The following is a 19,921-nucleotide window of genomic DNA, read 5'->3' on the forward strand; positions in this document are numbered from 1 at the left end:
GCGTCCCAGCTCTTTGTCGCACAGTCGCCCGCCTCCAAGCAGGCGCATTCGAAGCGCACGCTGCCGCACAGCTGCCGCGAAGCATTTTCGGCTCATCGGCCGGGCCGTTCACCTGCCGACGCACAATCAAAGCCTGGCGGTCTCGAATATGCGGCTGGGATTGCCGGTAGCGGCCGGGTCGCGATTTCGAGCATGAGCTTGCGCGCGATCGCCGACTCGAAGTCGCCGGCATCCGTGATGCCGACGGTGAACGCGCCGGGCCCGCCGATGACACAATGCTCGAAGTAGCGTTCCAGGTAGCTTTCTCCGTATGACGCGAAAGGGTCCGTTGCCGTGTCGCGGGAGATGGCGATGGGCAGCCCGTTGATGGTGATGCCGCGCGCAACCAGGGCGGCCCGGACTGCGGTGACCGATGGACCAATGTTGTTGGGGCCGTCTCCCGACAAGTCGATCACCCGCCGCATGCTGCGCACGCCGCTCCGGTCGAGCAGCTGGCCCGCCGCCGAGAGTGCGCCGGATATCGAGGTCCCAACCCCCTGCGTCAACGGCTGTCCCTGCAGGGCGTCGGCCAATGCGATCGCATCCCGACCGTCCGACAGCACGGTCCACGGAATGATCACCGATTGTTGCCGCGGGCCCGCCCATTCAAGGTACAGCACAGCTATCCTGCCTGTCGGCCCCGATGCCAACACCCGTGCAAGTCTGGGCTGGCGGAAGGCGCTGATGTAGCCCTCGCGCTGTGCCCGCTGCTCGGCTCGGCTCATCGAGGGTGAAACGTCGACTGCGAGAACGAGCGCGAGGTCGACGTCGACGACGCCAACGTTCGGCCGGGGTGCGGCGGCTGCCCACTCGACCGCGCACAGCGCGAGCAGGCAAGCGGCGCCGCGTCGAATGCGTCGGAACGTTGCCGTTCCGTTGGTGACCGGCCGGGCCGCCGTGAAGGCCATTTGCATGCTCCGCGAAGCAAATGTCGGTGCATGCGAAGCTACCGGCCGGCCTGCGCGGATGTCACGAAAGGCTGCCGGTATTCCGCCGAAGACGTGGCGAAAATCGCGGCGCCGGCGACGGAGCGGCGGGACCTATGCCGGCCTTTGTGCTAAAGAAGCTGAACGGGTCGAGGCATGGTAGCGCCCGGAGGGAGCCCAAGGTGACATCCTCCATGCCCACGAGGTTCGCCATCAACGGCGTGGTTGCCGATCTGAGCAGTGAAACGCTGCTTGACAAATCGGGCAACGCTCTGGCCCTGCGGCCGCAGTCCTTTGCCGTGCTTCGTTATTTTCTGATGAATCCCAATCGCCTTGTGACCAAGGACGAGTTGATGAAGGCGGTCTGGCACGAGGTTGCGGTCACCGACGACAGCCTGGTGCAGTGCGTCCGCGACATCCGTTCAGCATTGCGCGACGACAGGCAATCCGTCCTGCAGACGGTGCCGAAGCGCGGCTATCGGTTCGTGCTGCCGCCGCAGACGGCGTCCGGGCGGAGCCGGGCGGCTCGGCCGACGCTCATAGCGGCAGCCGTCGTCGGCCTTGTCGCGGCCGGCGCGATCGTCTGGCGCATCAATTGGCCAGCGGCGACACGCGGAAACCTGTCGATCGCCGTCCTGCCGTTCGACGATTTCAGCGGCAGCGGACAACAGTCCCGCCTGGCCGACGCTCTTACCGACGACATCATCACCGAGCTCGCCCGGATCCGCTACGTCAAGGTGATCGCCCGCAACTCCGTCGATGCCTACAAGGGCAAGAGCGTCGACGTCAGGCAGATCGCACACGATCTCGGCACGACTTACGTGCTCGAAGGCAGCCTCGAAATGCGGGAAACGCAGATGCGCGTCACCGCGCAGTTGATCGATGCGGAAGGCGGGACCCATCTCTGGTCCGAACGTTATGACCGCAAGGCCGACGACTTCTTCATCGTTCGCGATGACGTCGTCACTCGTCTTGTTGGAACATTGACCGGTTACGATGGCCCGCTCTGGGCGCAGTGGACTCAATCGGCGAAACGCCGGACCCCGGGCAGCTTGCAGGCCTTCGACTACTTCCTGCTGGCCAAGGAGCCTTATCGGCGTCATCACGAGGACGGGAATCTGGAGGCCCGCCATTTAATCGAGAAGGCGATTGACCTCGATCCGCAATTTGCCGCTGCCTGGAACTACCTCGCAAATACCTACATGCAGGACGCGATCAACGGCTGGAATGGCGACCGCGCCGGTTCGTGGCAGAATTACCGCGACGCAGTCCAGAAGGCGGCCTCTCTCGATCCTCAGGACGGTTCCATACAGGAGAGTCTCGGCGTGATGTATTTCGAGCGAGGCGAAGTGCAGCTTGGCAGGCAGGCCTGGGAACGCGCGCTGCAACTCGCTCCAAACGACAATCTCGTCAACCGCGCGATCGGTGCGCAGTTGCCGCTCGCGCTTGGCACCGAACATGCGGCGGACGGTGTCAAGCTGGTCGAGCGGGCTCTCAACGAGCTCGATCCGTTGCATCCGCCGTTTCAAGAGGTCAACCTCGGCATCGCTCTCTATTTTGCGGGGCGCTACCCCGAAGCGGCCGACGCGTTGGGCAAGGTGCCCGAACCATGGCTGGAGCCGCGCCTCATGCTGGCGCTTTCCTTTGCGCAAGCGGGTGTTGCCGACAAGGCCAAGGCGCAGGCCGCGGAGGTGATGAAGCTCGATCCGGACTTCTCCGCCGAAGCTTGGATCGCCAACGACATCTACCAGCCGGGCAGCAGCTCGGCAGTGCTATTTGTGGAAGGAGCCCGCAAAGCCGGCTTGCCGATCTGCGCCAGAGACGTGGCGCGCATCGAACCGAAAGATCGATTGCCGGAATGCGAGGCCGGCCGCGGGAAAGGCTAAGGCACTTGTCACGATGCCGAAAGGCGCCGCTGCGGCAGCGGGCGCAGTGGCGAAAACCGGCCTACACTTTCCTGAAAACCCCGACAGAATATTCGGCCCCGCCTCGCCGGGCCGCAGTCTAGAGCGTTTCACCGTTTCACGGAAACGGCGAGCCGCTCTATCTCTTTGTTTCTACGCAATTCCGGACGGAAAACCGCTCACACTTTTCCTGGAATTGCTCTAATCCCGTCCTCGAATCCGTTCAGCGTCACGCAGTCGAAGCCGTTATGCGCGAGCAGCGCCACCAGCGAGTCGCGGTCGAAGTGGTGCAGGTGCTCGTTGGGAAGGCGCATGCGCCAGGTTTTGAACCAGGCGTCGCCGTCGGCGCCGAGCTCGCGCCAGCGGCAGTAAGGGAGGGCGACGGCCAGGTGCCGGGTCTTAAGGCGGCTGAGGAAACTCAGATCCGGGATGTGTTCGAGCATGTCGAACATGGCGACGAGATCGCTTCAACGCCGCCACCGGGCGACCGCCTGCTCGAACGTGTGTGGCTTTCTCGCATCTCCTGAAAAAATTACCCGCGCCTTCGAATTGACAAGATTGACAACCTGCCGGGTTCGACGGCAAGGCTACTCGCGCTTAGGTGGTAGATAGGCCCTTCTGGGGGGCGTTATCCGACTGAGCATGGAAGCAGACCGAGAGGTTTGTAGTGGGCGCATCGCATAAAATCCTGCGGTCAAGCCCCTCCAGCTCTGCAGTTTTTGGCAACGAAAGGTCCATCCTGTGAAACAGCTTCTTCTTGCAACCGTTCTCGTCCTCGCCAGCGGCACCGCCTACGCGGCCGACGCTTTGCAGGAGGCACCGGTTGCTGCTTCCTATGACTGGACCGGCGCATATATCGGCGTGAACGCCGGCGGCGGTTTCGGCACGTTTAGTCTTGATCCTTCCAACGGTGGCCCTGGTGGTTTCGACCTCAGCGCGAGTGGCTTCCTGGGCGGCATTCAGGCCGGTTACAACTGGCAGGTTGGCCAATTCGTCTACGGCGTGGAAGCCGACTTCCAGGGTTCCGACGTTAAGGGCGAGCTGTCGTTCGGCGGCCCCTCTCTGGAAACAAAGGTTGATTGGTTCGGCACGGTGCGTGCTCGCATTGGCTATACGCCCGTCGATCGCTTCCTGGTCTATGGCACTGGCGGCTTGGCCTACGGTCACGAAAAGCTCGACATATCCGGGCTCGGCGGGCCTAGCTTTTCCAAGACCAGGGTCGGCTGGACCGTTGGTGCAGGCGCCGAATACGCCTTCACCGACAAATGGTCGCTCAAGTCCGAGTATCTTTACACGGACCTGGGTAAAGAGACGTTCGATACCGGCGGGCCAGTGGGTGCCGACGTCAAAGTCCCCTTCCACACCGTTCGCGTTGGTCTGAATTACAAATTCTGATCTATTAGCGGACAGGACACAAAGCCGCGACATGGTGAACTGACCCCCTCGAAGGCGGTTAGTTCACCAGTCGCGGCTTTTCTTTGTTCAGCAATGGCTCGGGGGTGAGCGCGGCGATCGAGCACGATGAGCTACCAACAACGGAGGTTGGCTACGGGCAGCGTGAATCGGACGGAGCTGATTCGCTCAGTTAACCTCCTCGCCCTGTCTGCCGCCATGCGCCTCCGCCGCCTTCTCGACGGCGCGCTTCAGTTCGTCCTTGATCTCGACGGTCTCGGCCATCAGAGCCTCGATCTTGAGGAAATCGAGCACGCGGTATTTCGAGACTTTCGGGCGTATCAGGATGTCGGGTTGAGACTGCTGCAGCTTGTTGGCGATGATCGACTGCATCATCAGCTGCGAGGCGCCATACATCAGGTCGACCGTGGTCGGATGCCTGCGCTCGGCATCGCTCGGCGCGCCGACCACGTCGATCGCGATGATGATGTCGGCATCCTTCTCGAGCAGATCGAAAGGGACTGGATTGTAGATGCCGCCATCGATCAGCAGGCAGCCATCGCGCACCACCGGCCGGAACACCGCCGGAATGGCGGCCGAGGCCGCGAGCGCCGAATGCAATTCACCCTCGGCGAACACGGCGAGCTTGTGGCCGAAATAGTCGGTCGCCGTCACCTTGAGCGGGATCTTCAGCTCCTCGAAAGTAGCGGGAATATCGTCGGGCATGAAAGCCTTCAGGATCCGCTCGATGTTGAACTGGCCGACGCGGATGCCGCCCTGCATGGCTTCGGCGATCGTGCCCGGCCGCGAGCGCCACATGCGCGCCGCCATTTCGGCGCGGCTGCCGAGGATCGAACGCGCATAGCCGTGGATCTCGGCGCCCGTCATGCCCGACGCCATGCCGGCGCCCATGATGGCGCCGATCGAGGAGCCAGCGATCGCCACCGGCCTGATGCCAAGCTCGTCGAGAGCCTCGATGATATGGATGTGCGCGAGACCGCGCGCACCGCCGCCGCCAAAGGCCACCCCGAAGGTCGGGCTCATCCCTTGCCGCCTCCCGCCTCCTGAACCAGCGGCGGGCCGATGACCATCACGGCGGGATCGGCCGACAGCAGCTTCTTCGCCGCCGCCCTGACGTCGGCCAGCGTCACCGCGCTGATGAGCGAGGCGCGACGCTTCATATAGTCGATGCCGAGATGATCGACCTGCAGCTCGACCAGCGTCGAGGCGATGGCGGTTGAGGAATCCAGATTGTTGATGGCGTAGGCGCCGATCAGGTATTTCTTGATCGCCGCGAGCTCCTCCTCGGTGGGACCATTCTCAGCCATGTCCTTCACCACCTGCCGCACGATCGCAAGCGTTTCGGCGGCGCGGTCGGAGCGCGTCGCCGTCGTCACCAGCAGCGCGTGGGAGTGCTCATTGTCGACGAGATCGGAACTGACGCCATAGGCGAGGCCGCGTTTCTCGCGCACCTCGGCGAAGAGCCGCGAGGTGAAGGTCGAGCCGCCGAGGATCTCGTTCATCAGGACCGTGGCAAAGAAATCCGGATCGCTGCGCTTCACGCCCGGCCAGGCGAGCTGCAGCGAAGTCTGCGGCAAGTCGTAATTCACTTCGAGCTGCTGCCCGAGCTTTGGCGTGACGTCCGCCACCGGAGCCAATGTCTGCTTTTCGGGCAAATCGCCGAACACCTCGTCCAGCTTGTCGCTCAGCGCCGCGGCATCGATGTCGCCGACCACCGCCACATGCAGGCCGCCGCGGGCGAAATTGGCTTTATGGAAGGCCTTGATGTCACCGGCGGAGATGGTCGTCAGGCTGTCCTTCGTCCCCTGGTCGGAACGCGAATAAGGATGCTCGCCATAAATGGCGCGCAGCCAGCGCTGCTGCGCCACCGTGTTCGGATCACGCTCGTTGGCAAGGATGCCGGAGAGCACCTGGGCGCGGATACGGTCGATCGGCGCCTGGTCGAAGCGGGGCTGGTTGACGGCCAGCTTCAGCAGGTCGAAAGCCTCGTTCTTCTCCTCCGACAGCATGCGCATCGAGCCATAGGTGCCGTCGCGCGCCGCCTGGAAGCTCATCTCGGCGCCGGCATCGTCGAGCTTCTGCTGGAAGGCGTCGCTGCCGAGGTCGCCGGCGCCTTCGTCGAACAGGCCGGTCATAAGATTGACCAGACCCTCCTTGCCGGCCGGGTCCTGCGCGCTGCCGCCGTCGAAAACGAAGCGGACGGAAATCAGCGGGATCGAATGATCTTCCACCAGCCAGGCGGTGATGCCCTTCTTCGACTTCACCTCCTGGATGTTCATCTCCGCGCGCGCGGCGAGCGCCGGCAAAAGCAGGAAGAACAGGGCGAAACACAAGGTGACGACGGCGCGATAGATCCGCCCACCTTCTCCCCTTGTGGGAGAAGGTGTCGCCGAAGGCGACGGATGAGGGGTGTTGGACGGAGTGCGACCTTGGAGACTGCCAACTCTCAATGCCCGACGGGAAAGGTCGCGTTTCTTCCAGCACCCCTCATCCGTCTCGGCCCTGCGCGCCGATCCACCTTCTCCCACAAGGGGAGAAGGAAAGACACTCGTCCGGCCAAGAACCATGCTCATCATCAATTCCCCGCCTGCTGCTGCGGCAAGAGATAGCCGGTGGTCGAACGATCGAGCACCAGATAGCGGGCAGCCACCGCCTTGACGTCATCGGCGGTGACCTTGCGGATGCGGTCCGGCCATTCCTGAACGTCCTTGACGTTGCCGCCGGTGGCAAGCGTGGACCCATACATGTTGGCCATGTCGTCCTGCTTGTCGCGGGCAAAGATCATGGAGCGCACATAGCGGGTCTTGGCCCGTTCCAGCTCATCGTCGCTCACGCCGTCCTTGACGATGCGCGCGATCTCGGCATCGACCGCCGCCTCGACATCGGCAAGCCTGGCGTCGCCGCGCGGGGCGCCATAGACGGTGAAGTTGGTGGCATCGAGCATGGTGCCCTGGAAAAAGGCGGCCGCGTCGGAGGCGATCCCCTGCTTGACGACGAGTTCCTGGTACAGCCGGCTGCGGTTGCCGCCGCCGAGTATCTCGGCCAGCAGGTCGAGCGCCTCCGCCTCGCCGGGCTTGGCCGTATGATAGGATGGCACGACCCATTGCGTCGAAAAGCTCGGCACCGAGACGCGCGCGTCGGCGAGCGTCACCGTGCGTCTGGTGTTTTGCTCTGGTTCGACCGGACGGATGCGCGGGCGCAGGTCGGGGCCGCGCGCGACCTTGCCGTAGGTGCGCTCGGCCATCGCCTTGACGGCATCCGGCTCGACGTCGCCCGCCACCACCAGCACCGCGTTGTTCGGCCGGTAATAATTGTCGTAGAAGGCTTTCGCATCCGGACGGTTGAGCTGCTCCATTTCCTGCATCCAGCCGATCACCGGAATGCGGTAGGGCTGGTTCTGCCAGAGCGTCGCATCGACTTCCTCGTCGAGCACCGCCTGCGGGTTGCTGTCGATGCGCGAGCGGCGCTCCTCCAGGATGACGTCGCGCTCGGTCTTGATGACATCGTCGGTCAAGATGAGGTTGCGCATGCGATCGGCCTCGAAACCCATCATCTGTTCGAGCGCCGATGGCGGCACCGTCTCGTGAAAGGCCGTGTAGTCGTAGGAGGTGAAGGCGTTGTTGGAACCGCCGATCTCGGACACGGCACGGTCGAACTCGCCGGCGGCGTGGGTGGTCGTGGCCTTGAACATCAGATGCTCGAAGAAATGCGCAATGCCGGATTTGCCAGGCGGCTCGTCGGCGCTGCCGATCTTGTACCAGACCATATGCGTGACGATCGGCGCACGGTGGTCCGGGATGACGACCACTTCCATGCCGTTGTCGAGCAGGAAATCCTTGACGTCGCCATCGTCGGCCGCACGGGCCGGGGCCGACGCCGCCAGCGCCAGCGTGCCGACAAGAAGCGCCGCGCGCAGCCCAATCCGCGTAGATGTCATCAAGTTCTCCGGTCCCGGTTGCGCGACGATAGGCAAGGTTGGCTGGCGAGGCAAAGTGAATTGTTCGGCATTTTCGAGGCGCGGCCGGAACAAGCTAGCTGGCCTCGATGAACCGGATGACCGTTTCGCCGTAGTTGCGCTCATCGATCACCGAAAAACCGGCGCCGGGATCGAACGGCGCCGCGACTGCCTCCTCGACGACGCAGAGCGCGCCGGGCAGAAGCCAGCCGCCGGCTTTGGCCGAGCGCAACGCGCGCTCGCCAAGCCCTTTGCCGTAGGGCGGATCGGCAAAGATCAGGCCGAACGGCGAGATCGTGCCGGCTTCGCCGAGATGGGTGGCATCGCGGCGGAAGATCTTGGTGCGGCCGGTCAGGCCATAGGCCTCGACATTCTCTCGGATCAGGCCGCGGCCTTCCGTCGATTCCTCGATGAAGACGCAGTAGGCGGCGCCGCGCGACAACGCCTCGAGCCCGAGCGCGCCCGTGCCGGCGAAGAGATCGAGCACGCGGCCGCCCTCGAGCTTTTCGCCATGGCGATGCGCCAGCACGTTGAACACCGCCTCGCGGGTGCGGTCGGTGGTCGGGCGGATGGCATTCGAACGCGGCGTCGCCAGCGGACGCCCGCGAAATTCACCGCCGACGATTCTCATTTAAGTCCGGGCCTCATCTAGCTTCTGGGACCCTTGGGGCCGCGCGGACGCCCGCCGCCGCCATCCGGGCGCTCGCCACGCGGCTTGCCGAATGGCTTTGGACCCGGCTTACCCTTGCCGCCCGGCTTGTAGGATGCCTTGCGCGCCTTCGCCTCGGCGGCCTTGGCGGCGTCGGCTTCCGCCCTGCCCTTGCCGATCGGCCGGGCGCCCGGCGCCATCCAGACATTGGCCTTGCGCTGGCCCGGCGGCTCGATCGGCCGCTGCTCGCGCTCGGATTTCCTGCCGCCGAAACGGGGCTTGTCGCCGAACCCGCCGCGCGGCTTGTCGCCGAACCCGCCGCGATCAGACTTCGCGCCGCGCTCGCCGAATGCCCGGTCCGGCTTCGTCGAGAGCTTGCTCAGCGCCTCGTCGCGGCTGCCTTCGCGGCGCTTGCGCGCCTTGATCAGTCCACCCTCGCCGATCGGCCGGCGGTCGCCGTCACGCGCGAATTTCGGCCGGTCGGCCTCTTCACGGCGTGGCCCGCTGCCGCGCACCGGCTTGTTGGAGAAAGGCTTTTGGATCTCGGCATCGAAATTGGCGCCCGCTTCCTCGATCAGCCGCTCGCCGAGCTGCTCGCGCAGCACCCGGCCCTTGATCTCCAGCACATGGCCCTCGGGCAGGTCCTCGAGCTGGAACGGTCCGTAGGAAATGCGGATCAGCCGTGTGACGTCGAGGCCAAGCGCGCCGAGGATGTTCTTCACCTCGCGGTTCTTGCCTTCGCGCAGGCCCAGCGTCAGCCATGCATTGGTGCCCTGCTCGCGGTCGAGCGAGGCCTCGATCGAGCCGTAGAAGACGCCATCGACGGCGATGCCGTCGCGCAGGCCGGCCAGCGCGCTCTCCTCGACCTTGCCATGGACGCGCGCGCGATAGCGCCGCAGCCAGCCGGTAGCAGGCAGTTCGAGCACGCGCGCCAACCCGCCGTCATTGGTGAGCAGCAGCAGGCCTTCGGTATTGATGTCGAGACGGCCGATGGTCATCAGCCGCGGCAGGTCGGCCGGCAGCACGTCGAAGACGGTCTTGCGGCCCTCCGGATCGCGGTTGGTGGTAACGACTCCGGCCGGCTTGTGGAACAGGAAGAGACGCGTCCGCTCGATCGGCGGGATCTCGGTGCCGTCGACATGGATGACGTCGTTGGCGCTGACGTTGAAGGCCGGCGAGTCCAGCACCTTGCCGTTGACCTTGACGCGGCCGGCGGCGATCAGTTCCTCGGCGTCGCGGCGCGAGGCGATGCCGGCGCGCGCCAGCCGCTTGGCGATGCGCTCGCCGGTTTCTGGTGCCGCTTCGGCAGGACGCGGGCGCGGCTTGAAGCCGCCCTCCGGCTTTCCAGCGGTGCCGCGCGGACGATCGCTGAAGTCACGCTTCGGCCGGTCGGCAAAGTCGCGTCCGGGCCGATCGCTGATCTCGCGCTTGGGGCGTTCGAAACGGCGTTCGCCGCGCTCGCCCTCGGCGGCCATCGGCCGGTCACCACGCGGTGAGTAAGGCTTGCGGCCTTCGCGCTTCTCGAAGGGCTTGCCGTCGCGCGGCGGGCCTTTGCGGAACGGCCGGTCGCCGCGCTCCGCGCTCTCGCCCATTTCACGCGGCCTATAGCTGCGCTTGAAATCGCCGCGCTCGCCTTCCGCAGCCGACGGCCGGTCACCGCGCGATGAGTAAGGCTTGCGGCCTTCGCGCTTCTCGAAGGGCTTGCCCTCACGCGGCGGGCCTTTGCGGAACGGCCGGTCGCCACGTTCCGCGCCCTCGCCCATCTCACGCGGCTTGTGACTGCGCTTGAAATCGCGTGCGGGACGCTCGCCTTCGGCGGCCATTGGCCGCTCGCGCTTCACGAACTGTTTCTTGGGACCGAAGCCCGGCTTGCCATCGCCGTTGCGCTGGCCCGCCGGTTTCGAGCCGCCTTTGCGCGGCCCGCGTGAAGATTTCTTGTCGTCGTCCATTACTTTGCTCGTTTTCACCTGCTACAGCGCCGCGCGCCCTTGCGGACGCCCAACGCAGGCGGTGTCATCTTGATTTTTGCGCCTATGCCAGCGCGGCAAAAACCGATTCCGGTTTTCAGGGTCTCGCGCTAGATAACAGGATCACCGGCGGGTGGCGAGGAGTATTCGGAATGGAAATCGCGTGAAGCGGCCGGATTTCATGGCCCTGGCGCTTGAAGAGGCCGAAGCGGCGGCGAACCGCGGCGAAGTGCCGGTGGGCGCGGTGATCGTCAACGGCGCCACCGTGGTGGCGAAAGCCGGCAACCGCACGCGTGAACTGGCGGACCCGACCGCGCATGCCGAGATGCTGGCGATCCGCGAGGCCTGCCAAAAACTCGCCAGCGAGCGGCTCACCGGCCATGACCTCTATGTGACGCTGGAGCCCTGCGCCATGTGTGCCGGCGCGATCTCCTTCGCCAGGCTGCGCCGGCTCTATTTCGGCGCTGCCGACGAGAAAGGTGGCGCGGTGGTCAACGGCGCGCGCTTCTTTGCTTCCCCCACCTGCCACCATACGCCGGACATTTATCCGGGAATCGGCGAGAGCGACGCCGCCCTTATCCTCAAGGATTTCTTTCGCGAGAGACGGGAAACGTAGGCGTGCGTGGCTAGTTCCGGCCTACAGCCCCAGCCAGTCGAACCAGCCGCCCTTCTTGCCTTCGGCCTGGGCCTTCAGCCGGCGCTCTTTCTTGTACTCGTCCTCGCCGAGCTCGTTCTGCGGCGCGGTGGCGGCGGCCTGGCGATAGGCGAGCGGCGGCTCGCTCAGATATTTGCGAGTGGTCGGGTCGCCCTGCTTCTGCTCGGCAAGCCGGCGCTGGATCTCGTTGCGGCGCGTAACGCTGGAATCATCCGGCGTCCAGCGCGGCGGGTGGCTGGAGGCCGAGTCAGCCATCGCCTTCTTCACCGACGCGGGATCGGTCTGCACATCCTCGACGGCTTCCGGCTGGTAATTCGGGTCGTTCTGATGCGCGGTGGCGTCGGCGCGGATGCGGGCGCGGCGCGCCTCGGGCGATTCGGGCCAGTCGGTGCTCGCGGTCTGGATGCTCTCCTGCGGCGGCGGCAGGGTTTCCTTCTGCCCGGGGGCGGGCTTCACCAAATCGGGACGCGGCTTGTAGTCGATCGGATCGCGGTGCTTCGGCGTGATCGAGGCTGCGCCGGAAACATCGTCGAAGAGCTGCGCAGCGGCCGTCTTGTCGGTTCCGTATGTCGGAGAGCTCATGCAGCCCGACAAAGCGATGGCCGATACCACAAGCGGCGCCAGCAGCGCGGCGCGCGCAAACGTTCTGTCGGTCATGCCAAAAAGTCCCACTCTAACAGCCTTTCGGTCGCCACCGGCCAAGGGCACGGTCCCCTTCTTCCCCGCACTTGCGATGGAAATCCGGCGACAATTTGTCTGCCGGAGTGTCGCGTGTTTACCTCAACCACTTGTTAAGGGCAACGCGCGGGCGGATTCAGGCCGCCCGGCGTGGCACTTTTGCACTTATTTGATGGGTGCATGTCGTTAGCCCAAAACCGCTGCACACTTTTGGACGACATGCGCTTTGGCTTGGCGCATGTCGTCTTCCCAAAACCGCCGCACACTTTTGGGCGACATGCGGCTAGAGCCGCCCGAGCGCCTTGAGCTCGTGCAGCACAGCAGCGTCACGAGCCGAAACATCCGGGAATTCCGGATCCTGCCCGACATCGGCGGTGTAGCGCCAGGAGCGCGCACATTTGACCAGGCCGCGATCCTCGGCCTTCTCCACCACCACCGCCACGCCTTTGACGTCGTCCAGCGTGAAGGCGCCCTCCGGCGCCTGGCCGTGCTTGATGACGAGATCGCTGGTGATCGCCATCTCGGCCATGTCGACGTCGGCGATGGCCGCTTCCAGGGCCGCATCGTCGATAGTGACCACCGGCACGGCTTCCAGCGAAGAGCCAATCAGCTTCTCGGCGCGCGCGATTTCCAGCGCGCCGGTGACGACGCGGCGCACCTGCCTCACCTTGCGCCATTTCTCGGCCAGCGCCTCGTTGCGCCAGTTCGGCGGGATCGCCGGGAACTGGTCGAGATGCACCGAGACGGCTTCCGGATGGCGGTCGAGCCAGGCCTCCTCCGTGGTGAAGGGCAGCATCGGCGCCAGCCACTTCACCAGGCATTCGAAGAGGTGGCGCACCACCTGCACGGCCGCCCTGCGGCGCAGGCTCGACGGCCCGTCGCAGTAAAGCGCGTCCTTGCGAATATCGAAATAGAAGGCCGAAAGCTCCACCACCATGAAGTCGAGTAGCGCGCGGGTGATGCGCTTGAACTCGAACGCGTCGTAGCCCTGGCGGACCAGTTCGTCGAGCTCGGACAGCCGGTGCAGCATCAGCCGCTCCAGTTCCGGCATCGTCTCGACCGGCACATCCTTGCCGTCGTCATGGGCGAGCGTGCCCAGCATCCAGCGGATGGTGTTCCTCAGCTTGCGGTAGGCGTCGATATTGGTCTGCAGCACGTTCTTGCCGAGCCGCTGGTCTTCCCAATAGTCGGTCGTCACCACCCAGAGCCGCAGGATATCGGCGCCGGACTGCTTGATCACGTCCTGCGGCACCACCGTGTTGCCGAGCGACTTCGACATCTTGCGGCCTTCCTCATCCATGGTGAAGCCATGGGTGATGACCGCCTGGTAAGGCGCCCTGCCCCTGGTGCCGCAGCTTTCCAGCAGCGAGGAATGGAACCAGCCGCGATGCTGGTCCGAGCCCTCGAGATAGACGTCGGCCGGCCATTTGAGATCCGGACGGTCCTCGAGCGTGAAGACATGCGTCGAGCTGGAATCGAACCAGACGTCCAGAATGTCCATCACCTGGTGCCATTTCGAAGCGTCGTGATTGCCCAGGAAGCGCTCCTTGGCGCCCTCGGCGAACCAGGCGTCGGCGCCTTCCTTCTCGAAAGCGTCCATGATGCGCTGGTTGACGGCCTCGTCCTTCAGCACATTGCCGTCCTCGTCGGCGAAGACGGCGATCGGCACGCCCCAGGCACGCTGGCGCGACAGCACCCAGTCGGGGCGCTCCTCGATCATGGCGCGGATGCGGTTCTGGCCGGCGGCCGGCACGAAGCGGGTGTCGTCGATCGCCTTCAGCGCGCGGCTGCGCAGCGTCGTGCCGTCGCCGAGATCCTTGTCCATGTAGACGAACCATTGCGGCGTGTTGCGGAAGATGATCGGCTTCTTCGAGCGCCAGGAATGCGGGTAGCTGTGCTTCAGCCGGCCGCGCGCGAACAGCGCGTTGCGCTTGATCAGCTCGTCTATCACCGCCTGGTTAGCGTTGCCCTTCTTGCCGTTGTCGTCGATGACGCGCGCGGCTCCGCCCTCGCGGTCCGGGCCGAAGCCAGGCGCATCCCGGGTGAAGAAGCCGGCATCGTCGACCGGGAACGGGATCGCGGTATCGACGCCGCGCTTGATGAGCTCGGCCACCGCGTCCGTCCAGGCGTCGAAGTCCTCGCGGCCATGGCTTGGCGCAGTGTGAACGAAGCCGGTGCCGGCGTCGTCGGTGACATGCTCGCCGGCAATCATCGGCACCGGGAATTCATAGCCGCCGCCCAGCCCCCGGAACGGATGCGAAAGCGTCAGGCTTGCAAGCTGCTCGCTTGAGACGCCGTGAAGACGCGTCAACGTCACCTTTGCCTTGGCCGAAGCATCCTCGGCCAACGCATCGGCGAAGATCAGCTTTTCGCCAGGCTGCGGTCCAAAGCTGTTCTCGGCAGACTTGATCTCATAGAGACCATAGGCGACACGCGGTGAATAGCTGACGGCGCGGTTCCCGGGGATGGTCCAGGGCGTGGTCGTCCAGATGACGACGTGCGCCTCGACCAGGTCGAGCGCGGTGCCGTCCAGTGCCGGCGCGGCGCCGTCGACCGGCTGCGCAAGGCTGGCGACCGGGAACTTGACCCAGATCGTGTCGCTCTCATAGTCCTGATACTCGACCTCGGCCTCGGCCAGCGCCGTGCGCTCGACCACGCTCCACATCACCGGCTTCGAGCCGCGATAAAGCTGGCCGGACATCGCGAATTTCAACAGCTCGCCAGCGATGCGCGACTCGGCGTGGTAAGCCATGGTCGTGTAGGGATTGTCGAAATCGCCGATGACGCCGAGGCGCTGGAACTCGCCACCCTGCACCTTGATCCAATGCGCGGCAAAGTCGCGGCATTCCCTGCGGAACTCGTTGACCGGCACCTCGTCCTTGTTCTTGCCCTTGGCGCGGTACTGCTCCTCGATCTTCCATTCGATCGGCAGCCCATGGCAGTCCCAGCCCGGCACATAGTTGGCGTCGTAACCGCGCATCTGGAAGGAGCGGTTGATGACGTCCTTGAGGATCTTGTTCAGCGCATGGCCGATATGGATGTTCCCGTTGGCGTAGGGCGGGCCGTCATGGAGCACGAATTTTTCGCGGCCGGCGGCCTCCTCGCGCAGCTTCTTGTAAAGCTCCATGTCCTGCCAGCGCTTGACCAGGCCGGGCTCCTTCTCGGGCAGGCCGGCGCGCATCGGGAAATCCGTCTGCGGCAAATAAAGCGTCTTGGAATAGTCGATCGTTTCAACGGTGTCGGTCATTGATCTGCCATCTCAGGGTGCCCGGTGGCGAAAAGCCCGGGCGATGTGCGTTGATTTCTGAAAATGCGCGAGGGGTGCGCGCGAAAACTCCCGGCGGCTCCGGCGGCTCAGGCCGCCCGGAACACCGGGCCCGTAATTCGTATCGCGATCGCAAAAAGGCGCGAAAAGCTCGTCATGGCGTGGCTTTTAGCGGATGACGCGACAGGAATAAAGCGCGGAATTCAAGGCATGAGGCCGCTCTCGCGGCCTACATGGTGAAATCGAAACGGTAGGTGGTCGACACGCCGAACATCCACTGGTTGCGGTCGCCGCGTTCCTTGACCAAGCTGGAATCGGCTGCCGGCCCCATCAGGCGCGAATATTCGGTGAAGACGCTCGCGGTCATCGGCTCGGTCACCTTCCAGGTGATGGCGCCGCCAAGGCCGGTCGACTTCACGCCACCGCCCGGATGGTATTCGCTGAGTCCCGAGGCGGCCGCCTCGGTGGCGTTGACGCCGTAATAGGCGTCGAAATAGTTGGCCGAGGCGAAGGTCACGCGCGGGCCGCCGGAGATGCGCACGGTCGGCGTGATGTCGTAGAACGCGTCGGCCGCGATGTCGGCAACGAAGCCATTGTGGGAGCGGATGCCATGCCGCAACTCGGCGCGGGCGCGCAGCCAGTCCAGCGGATAGAACTCGAAGAAGCCGCCGACCTCACCGCCGAAGCGCACCGGGTCGAGGCCCTGGAGCTCGTCCTTGCTGGTACGGTGGAACAGGAACTTGCCGGTCAGGCCGGCGCGCACGGAGCCATCGTCGATCAACGCCAGCGAGATGTTGTCGTTGCGCGAGGTGAAGCGAGCCTCCGGGCCGACCTTGCCGAGCGAGATGATCGGCTGGGCGCTCAGCATGTATTTCTTGCCGCCCTCGAAATTCGGCGCGACCAGGCCGGTGGCGCCAAGCGTCAGGTACCAGTCGCCGGTTATCCAGCTGCCGCCCTCGCCCGCCTGGGCGACAGGCGCGGCGAGCAGGCCCATGGCGACGGCCAGCGGAATCTTCCCGACGATACGCATTGTCACCCCTTACGCGAAACGCGCCGGCAACACCACCCGCCGGCGCCCAAGCCATGCCGTGCGTTCGGTAAAATTTGACTTAAAATTGGTAACGTCGGGCAGCGGTAAGCGATGCACGAGGTCGACCACGCGGATCAGGTGCCGCGCGCCGGGATCGACAGGTCGAGCAGACTAATCACGGCCTTGGCGCCCTTCCCGGCGACGCGAACCGTTCCGTCGTCACCCACTTCCACCGTCGCACCGCTGGCGAAGCTAAGCGACCAGCCGTCGCCCTTGACGTTGCGGCGACGGTCGGTTAGCTCGATACCGGCAGCGGTAACCAGAGCGACAATCCTGTCAGCGTCCATCCTCGTCCTCCGGAGACGGCCCTTCAATTCAGGTCGAGCCCACCGGTAAGGTCGCCGAGAGGCGGCTCGCCATTGGCGGCAACCGCCCGGTCGCGAACCACGATGCCGTGCAGCACCGGCAATTCGAAGCGCTCGGTGATGAGCCGCAGGATCGAAGTCGTGTCATAGGGCGTATGATCGACATAGCCGTGTTTGGCGAAGGGCGAAACGATGATCGCGGGGATGCGCGTGCCTGGCCCCCACCGATCGCCCTTGGGCGGAGCGACGTGATCCCAGATGCCGCCGTTCTCGTCATAGGTGACGACGACCAGCATATGCGGCCATTGCGGGCTTTTCTCCAGATGCGCCACGACATCGGCGATGTGTCGATCGCCGGCCTGGATGTCGGCATAACCGGAATGCTCGTTGAGATTGCCCTGCGGCTTATAGAACGAAACCTGCGGCAGCACGCCGTCGTCGATCGCCTGGATGAAGCTCACGCCACTCAGCCCGGCGTCGCGAAGATGTTCACGCCTGGCTTCGGTGCCCGGAGCATAGTTGGCGTAGTAATTGAACGGCTGGTGATGGTACTGGAAATTCGGCATCGGCGTATGGTTGCCGTGGTCAAGCGTGTATTGCCAGGCGCCAGAATACCAGGCCCAGGTGACGTGCTTTAGGCTGAGCATGTCGCCAATGGTCGGCTCGCTCTGCGGCGGCAATGTCGTGGGCTTGGCCGGATCAGCAAGCAGTGGGTCGCCGCCGGCCGCCGGGTCGTTGCCGCTTGGCTGGTAGGGTGGCTGCATCGTGTTCACGGCGTAGAAATCCGGCGTGAGATTGCCGTCGGAGACAAATTTCGGGATGCCGTCGCGCGCTGATTTCGGTGAATTGTCGGCGATCTTTAGCGCCGTGCCGCTATCGTCCGTCACCGCGATCGATGGCTTGGCCGGGCTTTTATCGGCATTGGCGTAGTAGGGTGCGCAGGCGCAGATCAGCCATTGGTGATTGAAGAACGAGCCGCCGAAGCCACCCATGAAGAAATGGTCGGCCAGCACGTATTTCTGTGCGACCGCCCACATGTCGCCCTTGGAGGTGTCCCAGTTACTCATCGGCATGGCGCCTGAATCACCCCAGGCAACGAACATGTCGTTCTTGCCGCCGTTGATCTGCATCTGGTTCTGGTAGTAGCGATGCCAGAGGTCGTGCGTCACGACAGTGAGCGGAACGTTGAAACCCTTCGCGTCGTTGACGGTGAACGGCTGGTTCGCGAGGTGTTCCGTCATCGCCTGCGTCACCGGCGGCGTGACGCCCTTCGCGGTCAAGCCATCCCACACGGGCGGCAGTTCGGACAGCACCGAACCGTCGCGATCGCGCTGCCGCAGGCTTTCCTCGCTCGCCTTGTCGATGCCGTCGGCACCGGGAAAATGGCCATAGAGATTGTCGAAGGCGCGGTTCTCCGCGAAGATGACGACGACCGTTTCTATCTTGGCTATACCGGGGGGCGGATCGCCGGGCTGGGCTGCCGAAGCCGAAATGGCGGCACACAGAGCGAGCGTTGAGGAAAACAGGGCGAGCCCGAAAGAGCGCGTCATCACCGTACCTCCCAAGTGATGCAAACCGGGATGACACCAGCTTCGGGGCATCTTTGCAATAGCGAGGACATCGGATGCGCCCGGACGCGCGACAAGTGGAGTGGTTCTTCGCGTTCAGGCGTGCCGCTATCCATCTTTGGCGGATCGCCTTTGGCAATCCATAGCGCCACCACCGCCCTACGCCGCGCCGCGGCTGCGACGTGACGTTTCGATCAGATCGCAAGCTGCTTCCAGCCCGCCTGTAAGCGGCGTCGACGCGTGAAAGGCAAGGGCCGCCTCGTGCCAATGGGCTCGTATCGCCGGATCGCTGGCTTTCAGGATTGCCTGCCGCCAGATTTCGGGATCGTCGCGACTGGCAACGACCAGCCCCGCGCCGCTCGCTTCGACATATTTTGCGTATCCGCAGGCGTCCGACGCAATGACCGGCAAGCCATTCGCGAGAGCCTCCAGGATCACCGTGCCGGTATTTTCCAGGCGAGCCGGGTGCAGCATGAAATCGCTCGCGACCACGATCGCCGGAATGTCCTCCTGGATGCCCAGCAGGGTCACCCTTTCCGACATGCCCAACTTGGCAATCAGGCCGCGAAGCCTGGCCTCCTCCTCGCTGTTCTTTCGAAGGCCGGCGACCAGCCAATGGATGTTCGCCAAAGGCTGAAGCGCCTTTGCCGCCCGGTCGAGGCCCTTCACCTTCAATCTGTTGGCGATGCTCAGGGCGATGACCGCGTCGCGGGGGAGCCCAAAACGATCGCGAATTTCAATGCGGTCGCCGCTCAGCAGCTCCGGCCTGTAGCGTTTCGGATCGAGCGTCGGTCCGACGACGTGAATGCGCGATTCCTCCGTCCGCCAGAAATCGCGGTAAAGCGCTGCCTGGTGTTCACTGAGCGCAATGATCTGCACCGCGTTGCCAGGAGCAAAGATCATCGATTCGAGCTTTTGCTGGCGCATGAAGCGCGGCGAAAGAGGCCGCCACCAACCAAGTTTCGAGGCAAAATAAGGTGGGTCGCCGGCATAGTAGATGTCCAGATTGGCCATCTTGTTGAAACCGACCACGCAGTCGAAGTCGCGCCTGGCCGTCGACAGGGTCGTTCCCAGGGCATATTCGGTGCCCGGATTGGAAATGACCCGTGCCGGCTTGACCTTTATGGTCGCCGAACTCTCGACATGGCCGACTTGGCGTGTCGTCAGGATCGTCACGCTATGGCCGCGCTTGAGCAGGCGGTCGCTGATGTTGAGACAATCCCTTTGCAGACCCCCATTCATAAACAGGGCAGAGATTGCGCAGCAAATTCTCATTGTATGTTCCGGCAAGCGCCATTTACCCAAGTCCGATCGAGCGGAGAGCTGCGGGCGCGCCGTAGACTTCTTCCTTCAAACAAACAAAGCAGGGCGCTTAGTGTCAGTCGTGTTGAAAAGACGATTATGCTGTATATAGCGGGTTATCAAGAGACCTGGATGCTGTTGCGTTCGAGCTTTTCAAAAAAAAATCAACCGGAGCGCGATTGTGAAGATTTCATGGATTAATTGT

Annotated in this window: 17 protein-coding genes; 4 read left to right on the top strand and 13 right to left on the bottom strand. The window is 64.2% G+C overall.

All coding sequences use genetic code 11. The features are described from left to right. Positions 1 to 92: 92 nt before the first annotated feature. Positions 93 to 947, bottom strand: coding sequence for a DUF1194 domain-containing protein (locus tag EN869_RS19940; protein WP_167507053.1), 855 nt, complete (start codon positions 945 to 947; stop codon positions 93 to 95). Positions 948 to 1,081: 134 nt separating this feature from the next. Between EN869_RS19940 and EN869_RS19945 the strand changes: the two genes are divergently transcribed. Then, the gene (locus EN869_RS19945) at positions 1,082 to 2,851 is read left to right on the top strand and encodes a winged helix-turn-helix domain-containing protein (protein ID WP_189341242.1); all 1,770 of its coding nucleotides are present in this window, start codon (positions 1,082 to 1,084) and stop codon (positions 2,849 to 2,851) included. A gap of 197 nt (positions 2,852 to 3,048) precedes the next feature. On the opposite strand, the gene EN869_RS19950 is transcribed toward EN869_RS19945, so the two are convergent. Next, on the bottom strand, positions 3,049 to 3,321 hold the full coding sequence (locus EN869_RS19950) for a class I SAM-dependent methyltransferase (RefSeq protein ID WP_245489439.1): 273 nt from the start codon (positions 3,319 to 3,321) through the stop codon (positions 3,049 to 3,051). A 289-nt stretch (positions 3,322 to 3,610) separates the two neighbouring features. Here EN869_RS19950 and EN869_RS19955 point away from each other — a divergent pair, with 289 nt between their 5' ends. Continuing rightward, positions 3,611 to 4,264, top strand: coding sequence for an outer membrane protein (locus EN869_RS19955; RefSeq protein WP_127227375.1), 654 nt, complete (start codon positions 3,611 to 3,613; stop codon positions 4,262 to 4,264). Positions 4,265 to 4,450: 186 nt separating this feature from the next. On the opposite strand, the gene EN869_RS19960 is transcribed toward EN869_RS19955, so the two are convergent. From EN869_RS19960 to EN869_RS19980, 5 genes are all read right to left on the bottom strand, one after another. Further along, the gene (locus EN869_RS19960) at positions 4,451 to 5,305 is read right to left on the bottom strand and encodes a patatin-like phospholipase family protein (protein WP_127227374.1); all 855 of its coding nucleotides are present in this window, start codon (positions 5,303 to 5,305) and stop codon (positions 4,451 to 4,453) included. After that, positions 5,302 to 6,615 carry a pitrilysin family protein gene (locus EN869_RS19965; protein WP_245489438.1) on the bottom strand — a complete coding sequence of 438 codons (1,314 nt, stop codon included), beginning with the start codon at positions 6,613 to 6,615 and terminating at the stop codon, positions 5,302 to 5,304. Before EN869_RS19965 ends, EN869_RS19960 begins: the two co-directional genes overlap by 4 nt. Before the next feature lie 242 nt (positions 6,616 to 6,857). Beyond that, positions 6,858 to 8,219 carry a pitrilysin family protein gene (locus EN869_RS19970; protein WP_127227373.1) on the bottom strand — a complete coding sequence of 454 codons (1,362 nt, stop codon included), beginning with the start codon at positions 8,217 to 8,219 and terminating at the stop codon, positions 6,858 to 6,860. 94 nt (positions 8,220 to 8,313) lie between these two features. Further along, a complete protein-coding gene (gene rsmD, locus EN869_RS19975; protein ID WP_127227372.1) occupies positions 8,314 to 8,868 on the bottom strand; it encodes a 16S rRNA (guanine(966)-N(2))-methyltransferase RsmD in 555 nt (184 codons plus the stop codon). A gap of 17 nt (positions 8,869 to 8,885) precedes the next feature. Then, positions 8,886 to 10,835 carry a pseudouridine synthase gene (locus tag EN869_RS19980; RefSeq protein ID WP_127227371.1) on the bottom strand — a complete coding sequence of 650 codons (1,950 nt, stop codon included), beginning with the start codon at positions 10,833 to 10,835 and terminating at the stop codon, positions 8,886 to 8,888. A gap of 181 nt (positions 10,836 to 11,016) precedes the next feature. On the opposite strand from EN869_RS19980, the gene EN869_RS19985 reads away from it, so the two are divergent. After that, positions 11,017 to 11,469: a nucleoside deaminase gene (locus EN869_RS19985; RefSeq protein ID WP_127227370.1), complete on the top strand. Its 453-nt coding sequence runs from the start codon at positions 11,017 to 11,019 to the stop codon at positions 11,467 to 11,469. A gap of 21 nt (positions 11,470 to 11,490) precedes the next feature. Here EN869_RS19985 and EN869_RS19990 read toward each other — a convergent pair whose 3' ends face one another. The 6 genes from EN869_RS19990 to EN869_RS20015 form a co-directional block, all read right to left on the bottom strand. Further along, entirely contained in the window at positions 11,491 to 12,165 is a 675-nt protein-coding gene (locus tag EN869_RS19990; RefSeq protein ID WP_127227369.1) for a hypothetical protein, read from the bottom strand. A 304-nt stretch (positions 12,166 to 12,469) separates the two neighbouring features. Next, complete coding sequence (gene ileS, locus EN869_RS19995) at positions 12,470 to 15,433, bottom strand: isoleucine--tRNA ligase (RefSeq protein ID WP_127227368.1); 2,964 nt, start codon at positions 15,431 to 15,433, stop codon at positions 12,470 to 12,472. 247 nt (positions 15,434 to 15,680) lie between these two features. Then, entirely contained in the window at positions 15,681 to 16,481 is an 801-nt protein-coding gene (locus EN869_RS20000) for a MipA/OmpV family protein (RefSeq protein WP_127227367.1), read from the bottom strand. A 134-nt stretch (positions 16,482 to 16,615) separates the two neighbouring features. Then, complete coding sequence (locus EN869_RS20005) at positions 16,616 to 16,828, bottom strand: hypothetical protein (RefSeq protein ID WP_127227366.1); 213 nt, start codon at positions 16,826 to 16,828, stop codon at positions 16,616 to 16,618. A gap of 23 nt (positions 16,829 to 16,851) precedes the next feature. After that, a complete protein-coding gene (locus EN869_RS20010) occupies positions 16,852 to 18,396 on the bottom strand; it encodes an acid phosphatase (protein WP_245489437.1) in 1,545 nt (514 codons plus the stop codon). A gap of 177 nt (positions 18,397 to 18,573) precedes the next feature. Next, a complete protein-coding gene (locus EN869_RS20015) occupies positions 18,574 to 19,590 on the bottom strand; it encodes a glycosyltransferase family 4 protein (protein ID WP_245489436.1) in 1,017 nt (338 codons plus the stop codon). A gap of 3 nt (positions 19,591 to 19,593) precedes the next feature. Between EN869_RS20015 and EN869_RS34465 the strand changes: the two genes are divergently transcribed. Next, the gene (locus EN869_RS34465; protein WP_167498608.1) at positions 19,594 to 19,917 is read left to right on the top strand and encodes a hypothetical protein; all 324 of its coding nucleotides are present in this window, start codon (positions 19,594 to 19,596) and stop codon (positions 19,915 to 19,917) included. Positions 19,918 to 19,921 lie beyond the last annotated feature (4 nt).

The sequence above is a fragment of the Mesorhizobium sp. M2D.F.Ca.ET.226.01.1.1 genome (assembly GCF_004022705.2).
In the GTDB taxonomy this organism is placed as follows: Bacteria; Pseudomonadota; Alphaproteobacteria; order Rhizobiales; family Rhizobiaceae; genus Mesorhizobium.